At 78.0% G+C, this 9,417-nt stretch carries 9 protein-coding genes and 1 tRNA gene; 4 read left to right on the top strand and 6 right to left on the bottom strand.

What is annotated here, in order from left to right; translation table 11 throughout:
* Positions 1-153 precede the first annotated feature (153 nt).
* Genes ACRYR9_RS18830 through ACRYR9_RS18820 form a run of 3 tightly spaced genes read left to right on the top strand, consistent with a single transcriptional unit; the run spans position 154 to position 1,658 of the window.
* Positions 154-669 carry a YbhB/YbcL family Raf kinase inhibitor-like protein gene (locus ACRYR9_RS18830; protein ID WP_432491157.1) on the top strand — a complete coding sequence of 172 codons (516 nt, stop codon included), beginning with the start codon at positions 154-156 and terminating at the stop codon, positions 667-669.
* Positions 666-1,214, top strand: a complete 549-nt coding sequence (locus ACRYR9_RS18825; RefSeq protein WP_432491159.1) for a YbaK/EbsC family protein — start codon at positions 666-668, stop codon at positions 1,212-1,214. Before ACRYR9_RS18830 ends, ACRYR9_RS18825 begins: the two co-directional genes overlap by 4 nt.
* 3 nt (positions 1,215-1,217) lie before the next feature.
* On the top strand, positions 1,218-1,658 hold the full coding sequence (locus tag ACRYR9_RS18820) for an SRPBCC family protein (RefSeq protein WP_432491161.1): 441 nt from the start codon (positions 1,218-1,220) through the stop codon (positions 1,656-1,658).
* Here the strand turns inward: ACRYR9_RS18820 and ACRYR9_RS18815 are convergent.
* The 6 genes from ACRYR9_RS18815 to ACRYR9_RS18790 all read right to left on the bottom strand — a co-directional run bounded on the left by ACRYR9_RS18815 (position 1,606) and on the right by ACRYR9_RS18790 (position 8,246).
* On the bottom strand, positions 1,606-2,424 hold the full coding sequence (locus tag ACRYR9_RS18815; RefSeq protein ID WP_432491163.1) for a TrmH family RNA methyltransferase: 819 nt from the start codon (positions 2,422-2,424) through the stop codon (positions 1,606-1,608). The two genes, ACRYR9_RS18820 and ACRYR9_RS18815, sit on opposite strands and share 53 nt — an antisense overlap.
* Positions 2,425-2,550: 126 nt before the next feature.
* Positions 2,551-4,170, bottom strand: coding sequence for a putative bifunctional diguanylate cyclase/phosphodiesterase (locus ACRYR9_RS18810; RefSeq protein ID WP_432491165.1), 1,620 nt, complete (start codon positions 4,168-4,170; stop codon positions 2,551-2,553).
* 294 nt (positions 4,171-4,464) lie between these two features.
* Positions 4,465-4,797, bottom strand: coding sequence for a hypothetical protein (locus ACRYR9_RS18805; RefSeq protein ID WP_432491167.1), 333 nt, complete (start codon positions 4,795-4,797; stop codon positions 4,465-4,467).
* A gap of 172 nt (positions 4,798-4,969) precedes the next feature.
* The gene (gene selB, locus ACRYR9_RS18800) at positions 4,970-6,772 is read right to left on the bottom strand and encodes a selenocysteine-specific translation elongation factor (protein ID WP_432491169.1); all 1,803 of its coding nucleotides are present in this window, start codon (positions 6,770-6,772) and stop codon (positions 4,970-4,972) included.
* A gap of 2 nt (positions 6,773-6,774) precedes the next feature.
* Positions 6,775-8,100, bottom strand: a complete 1,326-nt coding sequence (gene selA / locus ACRYR9_RS18795; protein WP_432491171.1) for an L-seryl-tRNA(Sec) selenium transferase — start codon at positions 8,098-8,100, stop codon at positions 6,775-6,777.
* A gap of 50 nt (positions 8,101-8,150) precedes the next feature.
* Positions 8,151-8,246 (bottom strand) — tRNA-Sec (locus ACRYR9_RS18790).
* Between the two features lie 50 nt (positions 8,247-8,296).
* Between ACRYR9_RS18790 and selD the strand changes: the two genes are divergently transcribed.
* On the top strand, positions 8,297-9,304 hold the full coding sequence (selD, locus tag ACRYR9_RS18785) for a selenide, water dikinase SelD (protein ID WP_432491173.1): 1,008 nt from the start codon (positions 8,297-8,299) through the stop codon (positions 9,302-9,304).
* Positions 9,305-9,417: the final 113 nt, after the last annotated feature.

Here is a 9,417-nt window from a genome sequence, read left to right as displayed (position 1 = left end):
CCGCACCCAGCGGCGGGGGCCCGTCGCGCTCCCCACCCAGCACACCGCGGTGATCCTGCACGGGTGAGCGCTCAACCGTGCAAGATCACGGCAGGGGGGTGTGCACCCCGGGGGCGGGCTGCGGGGTGGGGGCGTGGCTCGTAGGGTCGGGCCATGGACCTCGAGCGCCCCGTCGCACCCGACCCGTACTCGCTGCTGCCGAAGGTGCCGTCCTTCACGCTGACGTCCACCGACGTCGCCGACGGCGAGCCGATGGCCGAGGCGCACGCGAGCGGCGGCACGTCCCCGCAGCTGTCCTGGTCCGGCTTCCCCGAGGCCACGAAGTCGTTCCTGCTCAACGTCTTCGACCCCGACGCCCCCACCCCGGCCGGTTTCTGGCACTGGACGGTCGTGGACCTGCCGACCACCGTGACGAGCCTGCCCACCGGCGCCGGCGCGCAGCCGGCCCCCGAGGGCGCCACGGTGCTGCGCAACGACATGGGCACCGCCGACTACACCGGCGCCGCTCCCCCGCCCGGGGACCGCCCGCACCGCTACGTCTTCGCCGTGCACGCCCTGGACGTGGCCTCGCTGGAGCTGCCCGAGGGCGCCACCCCCACCGTCGCGGCCTTCATGAGCCTCGGTCACGTGCTGGCGCGCGCCACGCTCGCCCCCGTCTACTCCCGGTGAGCGCGGCCCCCGCCGGGGCGCAGCAGGTCGCCGGGACGCTGGAGCTGCTCCCGGCGGCCGAGCACCCCGAACTGCTGGCGCCGCAGGTGGCCGCGGCGCTGCCGGACGGTGCCTGGGTGTGCGCGATCGATCCCGACGTCGCGGACACGGCGGCGCTGGTGGAGGCGGCCGGGGTGCCGCTGGCGGGGTCGGCGAACTGCGTCGTCGTGGCCGGCAAGCGCGACGGCGCCGAGCGGGTGGCGGCGTGCGTGGTGCTGGCCACCACCCGCGCCGACGTCAACGGCGCGGTGAAGAAGGCGCTGGACGTGCGCAAGGCGTCGTTCCTGCCCACGGAGCGGGCGGTGGCCGAGTCCGGCATGGAGTTCGGCGGCATCACCCCCGTGGGGCTGCCGGGCGGCTGGCGGCTGCTGGTGGACCGGGCCGTGGCCGAGTCGCCGTGGGTGCTCATCGGCTCCGGGGTGCGTCGCTCCAAGCTCGTGGTGCGCGGCGCGGACGTCGCCGCGCTGCCGGGCGCGGAGGTCACCGACCTCGCCCTGCGGGTCTGAACGGTGCTGCTGGTGGCGCGCGGCCGGCGCTCGGCGGCGCGGGCGTGGGAGGACTACGCGCTGCCGGCGCGCTGGCCGTCGTGGTCGCCGCAGATCACCGCGGTGGACTGCTCCGCACCGCGCATCGCCGTCGGCGTCACCGGCACCGTGCGGGCGCCGCTGGGGGTGCGCCTGCCGTTCCGGGTGACCGCGGTGGACGAGGCCTCACGGACCTGGCGGTGGCGGGTGGGTGCCGGGCCGCTGGCCGCCCAGCTGGAGCACCGGGTGGTCTCGGTGCCCGGCGGCAGCCTCACCGAGCTGCGGCTGACCCCGGCGCTGCTGGTCGCGCCGTACGCGCCGCTCGCGTGGATCGCCCTGCGCCGCCTCGTCGGCGGGGGTGTCAGCGCGGGGATCAGCGCGGACGCACCTGCCACAGCGCCACCGCGCTGGCCGCGGCGACGTTGAGGCTGTCCACCCGCTCGTCCATGGGGATGCGCACCGCCAGGTCGGCACCGGCCAGCGCCCGGCGGCTGAGCCCGTCGCCCTCGGTGCCCAGCAGCAGCGCGAGGCGCTCGGGCGCGGTGAACTCCCCCAGGGCCACCGCGTCGTCGGCCAGCGCGAGCGCCGCCACCGTGAAGCCGTTGCGGCGCAGCAGGTCCAGGTCCCCGGGCCAGGTGGTGGCGCGCGCCCACGGCAGGTGCAGGACGGTGCCCATGGACACCCGCACGCTGCGCCGGTAGAGCGGATCGGCGCAGCGCGGGCTGACGAGGACGCCGTCGACGCCGAACGCGGCGGCCGAGCGGAACAGCGCCCCGACGTTGGTGTGGTCCACGACGTCCTCCAGGACCACGAGCCGGCGCGGGCCGGGCCCCAGGGCGTCCAGCAGACCGGCGGTGTCGCGCTGCGGCGGGCGGTGCATCGAGGCGATCGCCCCGCGGTGCAGGTCCACACCGGTGAGCCGGGCGAACGCCTCGACGGGGGCGACGAGCACCGGGGCCTCGGGCGGCAGGACGTCGGCGAGCTCGGCGGCGCGGGTGGGGCTGAGCAGGAAAGAGCGGGGCCGGTGACCGGCGGCCAGCGCCCGGCGGACCACCTCGACGCCCTCGGCGAGGAACAGGCCCTCGGCGGGTTCGCGGCGGGCGCGCAGCTGCACGTCCTTCAGGTGCGTGTAGTCGCGCAGCAGGTCCGCGTACCGCTCGTCGGTCAGGTCGTCGAGCTCGATCCGCGGCACCCGCGGGACGCTACCCGACCCCGCCCTCCACCCGACGCTCCCTTCCCGTGGTGATCATGCACGGTTGAGCGTTCACACTCGCAAGATCACCACGGGTGGGGGTCGACCGGCGGCAGCTCGAAGGGGTCAGCGCGCGGCGGTGTCGCCGGTGAGCGCGGGGCGGGCCGCGGCACGGGCACCGAGGTCACCCGAGGCGCGGTCCAGGTCGAGGACGTCGTGCAGCATCCCGGTGGTGGCCTCCGGCAGGGCGCGGTCCAGGTCGAGCACAGGGCCGGGGTGGGCCAGCAGGAACCCCTGCGCGGCGTCGCACCCCATGCGCCGCAACGCCCCCAGCTGCTCGGGGGTCTCCACGCCCTCGGCGATGACGCCGACGCCCATGTTGCGGGCCATGCCGATGATGCCGGCGACGACGGCCTCGTCCTGGCGGCGTCGGCCCAGGCCGGCGATGAAGTGCCGGTCCACCTTGACGTGGTCCACCGGCATGGTCTGCAGGTGCGACAGGGAGGAGACGCCGCGACCGAAGTCGTCCACGCCGACGCGCACGCCCATCATGCGCAGCGCGTGCAGGGTGCTGAAGCCGGCGTTGGCGTCGGTGACGAGCAGCTCCTCGCTGACCTCGACCAGCAGCGCGCCGCCGGCCGCGCCGGGCGGCTGCTCGGCGGCCACGGCGTCCAGCAGCTGCCCGCCGGCCAGCTGGCGCGGGGAGACGTTGACGGAGACGGTGAAGCCGCAGTCGTCGCCCTCGCGGGCGTACCACTCCGACAGGGTGCGCCACGCCTCGCGGATGACCCACTGCCCGATCGGCACGATGAGGCCGGTGCGCTCGGCCAGCGGCACGAAGTCGCCGGGGTGCAGCAGGCCGCGGCGGGGGTGCTGCCAGCGCAGCAGCGCCTCCACGCCCTGCACGTGCCCGTCGGTGAGGTCGACGATGGGCTGGTAGTGCAGCCGCAGCTGGCCCTGCTCCACGGCCATCGCCAGGTCCACCTCGGTCTGGGAGGCGTCGACGGCCTGGGCCTGCATGTGCTCGTCGAACAGCTCCGAGCGCGCCTTGCCGCCCTCCTTGGCGCGGTAGAGGGCGGCGTCGGCGCGGCGCAGCAGCTTGGAGGCGTCGCCCTCGTCGCTGGCCAGGGCGATGCCGACGCTGGGGGTGATGCTCAGCGAACGGTCCGGGCCGACGGTGACGGGGCGGTCCGCGATGGAGGAGACGACGCGCTCGGCGATGCGGCTGGCGGTCAGGTCGTCGGCGAGGTCCTCGCACAGCACCGCGAACTCGTCGCCGCCGAAGCGGGAGACGGTGTCCTCCGGGCGCACGGCGGCGCGCAGCCGGTGGGCTACCTCGATGAGCACGGCGTCGCCGGCGGCGTGGCCGTGGGTGTCGTTGACCTTCTTGAAGCCGTCCAGGTCCAGGTAGAGCACGGCGCAGCCGCGCGAGCCGCGCCGGGCCAGGGCGTGCTGGAGGCGGTCGGTGAACAGCTGGCGGTTGCCGAGGTCGGTGAGCGGGTCGTGCAGGGCCTGGCGCAGCGCCGCGTCGAGGAGGTCCTGGCGCTGGCGGGCCTCCTCGTCCACGCGCTCGGCGGAGCGCACGGCCAGCAGGAGCAGCAGCAGGGCGCTGACGAGACCGCCGCACAGGGCGGCCAGCAGCGTGGCCAGGCTGGGCGGGCCCTCGAAGAGGCGCTGGGCGAGCGCCACGACGCCCACGACGACGAGCGGGGACGCCACGGCCCAGGGCACCACGCGGGCGCGCACGTCGTCACCGGCCCGGTGACGCGTTGACCAGGGCCACAGCGGCATGGCCTGCCCTCCCTCCCCACCGGCACTGACCGGCGCCCGTCCCCGGATCGTCGAAGCCTCGCGCGTCACTGCACTGCGTGACAAGGGGAACACGCTGCCGCAGGGGCGGCACCTCAGCAACCTCAGGCGTCACCCGATCGGGTGCGCTGCGCGGTGCACCGGCGGGTCAGCGCCGGGGAAGGGGGTAGCGCTGCCGCGGGCGAGCCGGGCGGTGGGGGGGTGGCGCGCCGGCGGCCGGGGCGGGCGCGATCAGGCGGCCTCGCCGCGAGCGGGCAGCACCGCCTCGGCGCTGCGGACGCGGGAGCCGTGCACCTCGTCCCGCCCCTCGCGGCCGGGGACGCTCAGGCCCAGCGCGCGCAGGTTGCGGGCCAGGGCGGCGGTGCGGTGCGCCCAGCGCAGCGCGGCACCGGTCAGCAGGGCACCGCCGGCGACGAGCGCGGCCGTCCCGGGGCCGGCCTGGGCGTACAGCACCACGGAGGCCACCAGGCCGGTGGCGGGCACGGCGGTGGCCAGGACCGGCTGCAGGCGCACGACGCGGGGACCGCTCTGCTCGGGCAGCGGGTGGGGCTGGGGAGTGCTCACGGGCCGGTCCTCCGGGTGCGTCGCGCGGCGCCGCCCGGCGCGGGGGACGCGGTCCCAGTGTGACCACGCAATCACGTTGCGGCAGTGTGCTCAAACGCGCACTCACCCGCGTGGCGGCGCACCACCCCCCGGACGGCCCACGGGGCCCGCCCCGCCCGCACGCGGGAACCGGTCAGCGCGCCCCGGCCAGCACGCGCCGGCGGTCGTCGGGGTCGCGGGCGGTCAGGCGCGCCGCGTCCAGGGCCTGCAGCAGCGGCAGCGCGACCCGGCGGGAGGTGCCCAGCGCCCCGCGGGCCTGGCTGGCGGTGAACGGCTGCGGCAGACCCGCCAGCTCCCGCGCGGCCAGCCGCAGCGCCCCCGGGGCGAGCACCACGCCCTCGGCGACGCGTTCCAGGCGCCCGGCGCGCACGGCCGCGGCCAGTTCGCTGCGCCCCAGGCCGAGCTCCCGCAGCCGCTCGGCGTCGGGAGCGGCGAACGGGCGGGCGGCGAGGTCGTCCAGGACGGCGGCCACGGCGCGCGCCACCCGCGGTGGCAGCTCCCCGGCGGCCGCACCGGCCACCACGCGCCCCTCGACCACGCGCAGCGGCGGGCGCAGGGCGGCCTGCACCAGCGCCCGGTCCGGCAGGGCCAGCGCCCGGCGCGCCTCCTCGACCGGCAGACCGGGCTGCAGGGGGTCGGCGGCGGCGTGCTCGGCGACCAGCGCGGCCAGCCGCTGCGCGACCTGCTCCAGCAGGCCCGGTGCGACGTGCCAGTCCCCCGCCACCGGTGCGGTGCGCACGTCCACCCCCATCGCGCGCAGGTCCGCGCCGCGCACCACGCGGCGCCGGCGCAGCTCGGAGAGCTCGTCGGGGTCCCCGTGCAGGCCGTGCAGATCGGCGGCGCGGGCCGCGGCGGCGCCGCGGCGGCGCAGCGCGGGCGGACGCACGTCCAGCACGACGCCCGCGCCCAGGACGAGGTGGCGGGCGGGGTCGCGCAGCAGGAGCCGGTCGCCCAGCACCAGGGGCAGCGGCGCGGCCAGCTGCAGGCGCACCAGCAGGTCGGGCCCGTCGGTGCCCAGCGGGCGGGTGCGGGCGGGCACCGCGGCGGAACCCGCGTGCACGACGATCCGGGCGGGCAGCGGCTCCGGCTCCTGATCGGCGCCGGCGTTCCCGCCCGGGCAGCGCACGTCGACCACGCCGGTGCGCACCGACCAGCCGGGGGTGAGCAGGGCGTCGCCGCGGGTGACGTCGCCGCGCTCCACGCCGCGCAGGTTCACCGCGACGCGGGCCACGCCGCGGGCCTCGGCCACGTCCTGCTCCAGGCTCTGCAGCCCGCGCACCCGCACGCGGCGCATCCCGCCGGCGGTGGCCAGGTCCAGCTCGTCGCCGCTGCGCAGCGTGCCGGCACCCAGCGTGCCGGTGACGACGGTGCCGGCGCCGCGGACCGTGAAGGCGCGGTCCACCCACAGGCGCACCGGGGCGTCGGCGGCCGGCACCGGGACCGCGGCCAGCACGCCGGCCAGCGCGCTGCGCAGCTCCGGCAGGCCGGCACCGGTGACGGCGCTGCACGCCACGGCCGGCACCTCGCCCAGGGTGGTGCCGGCGAGGTGCTCGCGGGCGGCAGCCAGGGCGCCGGCGGGGTCGGCCAGGTCCGCGCGGGTGATGACCAGGAGCCCGTGGCGCACCCCGAGGGCGTCCAGGGCGGCCAGGTGCTCGGCGGACTGCGGCATCCACCCGCCGTCGGCGGCCACCACGAGCAGCGCCACCGGCACGGGCCCCACCCCCGCCAGGGTGGTGGGCACGAACGAGGCGTGGCCGGGGACGTCGACGAACGCGACGGTGCCCGCGCCGGGCACCTGCGCCCACGCGAACCCCAGGTCGATCGTCAGGCCACGGCGCTTCTCCTCGGCGAGCCGGTCCGGGTCGGTGCCGGTCAGGGCCCGCACCAGGCTGGACTTGCCGTGGTCGACGTGACCGGCGGTGGCGACGACGTGCACCCCTAGGCCCCCGTCCCCCGCGCTGCGCGCAGCACGGCGCCGGCGACCTCCGCGTCGGCGGCGTCGTCCACGCAGCGCAGGTCCAGCAGCAGCCGGCCGCGCTCCAGGCGACTCGCGACGGGCGGCTCCCCCAGCCGCAGCGGTGCGGCCAGCGCCTCGTCCAGCGCGACGGCCGCGGAGGGCAGCTCCACCCCGGGTGCGCCGCCCCCGCCGACGACGGCCGCGGCGTCGACCACCTCCGCGCCCACGCCGCCCTCCCGCAGGGCACCGGCGAGCGCCGCGCACCGCCGGCGCAGGACGGCGACGTCGGCGTGCAGGGCCCGGTGGGTGGGGGTGGCGGTGGTGCGCAGGGTGGCCTCCAGGGCGGCGAGGGTGAGCTTGTCCACGCGCAACGCACGGGCCAGGGGGTGCCGGCGCAGCCGCTCGACGAGGTCGGCGCGGCCCAGCAGCAACCCGGCCTGCGGGCCGCCGAGGAGCTTGTCGCCGCTGGCGGTGACCAGGTCGGCGCCGGCGCGCAGGGCCGTGGCGGCGTCCGGCTCGGCGGGCAGCAGCGGTTCGGGGGCCAGCAGCCCGGAGCCGGTGTCGACGACGACGGGCACGCCCAGGCCCGTCAGGTCCCCGGTGTCCACGCCGGCGGTGAAACCGGTGACGACGAAGTTGGAGGGGTGGACCTTCAGGACCATGCCGGTGTCCGGCCCGATCGCGGCGGCGTAGTCGGCGCGGGTGGTGCGGTTGGTGGTGCCGACCTCGCGCAGGCGCGCGCCGGTGGAGACCAGCAGGTCCGGCAGGCGGAACCCGTCGCCGATCTCGACCATCTCACCGCGGCTGACGACGACCTCGCGGCCGGCGGCCAGCGCGGTGGCGGCCAGGACGAGGGCGGCGGCGCCGTTGTTGACGACGTGCACGTCGCCGGCGTCGGGCACCGCGGCGCGCAGGGCGGCCAGGGCGCCGCGCCCGCGCCGGGCGCGCCGGCCGGTGGCCAGGTCCATCTCGACGTCGGTGGCGCCGGCGGCGGTGGCGACGGCGTCCACGGCCTCGGCGGCCAGCTGGGCGCGCCCGAGGTTGGTGTGCAGGACGGTGCCGGTGCAGTTCAGCACGCGCCGCGCCGTGGAGGGCGCGGGCAGGGCGGCGAGCACCGCGGGCACGACGTCACCCGGGTCGACCTGCCCGGCGCGCACCCGCTGCTGCACCTCGCGCACCGCGTCCTTCACCGCTTCGCGCCCGCGCGCGCCGATGGCGGCGGCCAGCTCGGGGGCGGCCAGGACGGCGTCGGTGCGGGGCACGGCGCGGCGCGGGTCCGGCGGGCTCTCGGGCTGGGCGGCGGGCACGGTGGCCGAACCTACCCCCGGGGCACGTGCACCGCGGCGGGGGCGCGCGCTGGCGGAGGCGGATGGGAATCGAACCCACCTGACCGAGGTGCTCGGTCACGTCGGTGTTGAAGACCGCGGGGGCCACCAGGCACCCGTACGCCTCCGTGCTCAGCGTGCGGGGGCCAGCCTGCCACACGGGCGGGGCGGGCCTACGGTGAGCGCCGTGACGACCACGGATCCCACGGCGACGGTGCGCCTGACGCAGTACGCCCACGGCGGCGGCTGCGCCTGCAAGATCCCCCCCGGGGAGCTGGAGGAGATGGTGGCGGGACTGGCGCCGCTGCCGGGCGAGGACCTGTTGGTCGGGGTGGGCGACGACGCCGCCGTCGTGCGGGTGCGCGGCGGGCTGGCAGTGATCGCGACGGCGGACTTCTTCACCCCCGTGGTGGACGACGCCTACACGTTCGGGCGGATCGCGGCGACGAACGCGCTCTCCGACGTGTACGCGATGGGCGGCACGCCGCTGGTGGCGGTGAACCTGCTGGGCTGGCCGCGCGAGGTGCTGCCCGTGGAACTGGCGCGCGAGGTGCTGCGCGGCGGCGCGGACGCGGCCGCGGCGGCCGGCTGCCACCTGGGCGGCGGGCACAGCATCGACGACCCGGAACCGAAGTACGGGATGGCCGTGACCGGCACGGGGGACCCGGAGCACCTGCTGCGGGGCGACGCGGCGGTGGCGGGGGTGCCGATCACGCTGACGAAGCCGCTGGGCCTGGGGGTGCTGAACAACCGGCACAAGCAGACCGGGGAGGTCTTCGAGCAGGCGGTGGCGGTGATGACGACCCTGAACGCGCAGGCGTCGGAGGCGGCCCTGGCGTCGGGGGCGCGCTGCGCCACGGACGTGACGGGGTTCGGCCTGCTGGGGCACCTGCACGAGGTCGCCCGCGCCAGCGGGGTGACCGCGGTGGTGGACGCCGCCGCGGTGCCGTACGTGGACGGGGCGCGCGAGTCGCTGGCGGCCGGGTTCGTGCCCGGCGGCAGCCGCCGGAACCTGGACTGGGTGCGCCCGTCGCTGGACGCCGGGCGCACCGGCGAGGACGAACTGGTGCTGCTGGCCGACGCGCAGACCTCCGGCGGTCTGCTGGTGGCCGGTGAGGTGCCGGGCTACCCGGTCGTGGGCGAGTTCGTCCCGGCCCGCGGCGGCGTGACCCTCGCCGTCCGCTGACCCCGACCCCCACCCGCCGGCACCTGTCGGGGGGGGTGGTGTGGGGGGGGGGGGGGGCGGGGGGGGGTGGGGGGGGGGGGGGGGGGGGGGGGGGGGGGGGGGGGGGGGGGGGG

Origin of the sequence: Kineococcus auxinigenes, assembly GCF_050871525.1 — a bacterium.
GTDB lineage: Bacteria > Actinomycetota > Actinomycetes > Actinomycetales > Kineococcaceae > Kineococcus.
This window is presented reverse-complemented; position numbering and strand designations above follow the sequence as displayed.

Excerpts from the sequence above, each read along its gene's own strand:
- ACRYR9_RS18830 (WP_432491157.1), top strand. The coding sequence starts at position 154 with ATGGACCTCGAGCGCCCCGTCGCACCCGACCCGTACTCGCTGCTGCCG.